Source organism: Pseudoalteromonas denitrificans DSM 6059 (assembly GCF_900112265.1).
Taxonomy (GTDB): Bacteria; Pseudomonadota; Gammaproteobacteria; order Enterobacterales; family Alteromonadaceae; genus Pseudoalteromonas; species Pseudoalteromonas denitrificans.
In genome coordinates this window covers 2,390-3,428 of the sequence record NZ_FOLO01000109.1, presented here as the reverse complement: position 1 = coordinate 3,428, position 1,039 = coordinate 2,390, and the positions used below count along the sequence as shown (strand labels likewise).

The following is a 1,039-nucleotide window of genomic DNA, read 5'->3' as shown; positions in this document are numbered from 1 at the left end:
TGGCGTCCCCAAGGGGATTCGAACCCCTGTTACCGCCGTGAAAGGGCGGTGTCCTAGGCCTCTAGACGATGGGGACACATTATTTGTTTTTAAAAACAAACTGTATCACTAGGACATTTTGCATAAGTAATTGGTGGAGCTATGCGGGATCGAACCGCAGACCTCTTCACTGCCAGCGAAGCGCTCTCCCAGCTGAGCTATAGCCCCAATTACTAACCAACGAACATGTTTGTGTATCGCTGAGTGCGGGGCGCATTCTATGCAGACACCATTTTAAAGTCAACTGTTTTTTATAAAACAATTAGCAAGTGGTATATTTTTCAGCAAGGTGATGTTTTAACAATCAAATACATTTAAAAACAAACTCAATATCAGATTTACGATGATATTTATAATCATAACTTTAAGCGTTACCCTACTAAACCATAAAGTATTTAGATCTAATATTAATTCTCAACTTTCAAAATAAGTAAAACAGTTTACGGTTTAACTTATGGCAGTATCATATCTCTTTTAAAATTCATCTAAGTTTCATAAATCATATCAATTAAAGTTATACATCTATAATGGCTATTGATAAGACAGTAAATAGACATTTTCATTTCAGATTCAATTATGAAAGTTTAGCGCCCTCCCCCAAAACAGATTTCTACGCGATAGGTAAAACAATATTGTCTTCCCTAAGTTTTTATTCAAACTATTTTAAAACGCATACTTAAATCAAAAGCTGTATTCGTCCCCCCTTTCTCAATCAAAAAGTTAATTTCTAACACAAAATATCCATTACAAGAGTTCAAACAAGTTTAAAATTTAATCTTTTGGCTATTATATCTTCACTTAAAACAAAATAACTCAAAATTGTTCATTCAAGTGTTGACAGTTTTGCAACGCTATCTATAATAGCGCTCCACAACAACGGGGTTATCTTTTAATAAGCTAATAACATTGTTGGTAATAGAACTGGGTGATTAGCTCAGTTGGGAGAGCATCGCCCTTACAAGGCGAGGGTCACTGGTTCAAGTCCAGTATCACCCACCAT

Annotated in this window: 3 tRNA genes; 1 reads left to right on the top strand and 2 read right to left on the bottom strand. The window is 35.6% G+C overall.

Features of this window, described 5'->3' with window-relative positions:
- Positions 1-76: transfer RNA gene (locus BM088_RS26755), tRNA-Glu, on the bottom strand.
- A gap of 55 nt (positions 77-131) precedes the next feature.
- Positions 132-207 (bottom strand) — tRNA-Ala (locus BM088_RS26750).
- Positions 208-962: 755 nt separating this feature from the next.
- Here BM088_RS26750 and BM088_RS26745 point away from each other — a divergent pair.
- Positions 963-1,038: transfer RNA gene (locus BM088_RS26745), tRNA-Val, on the top strand.
- Position 1,039: the final 1 nt, after the last annotated feature.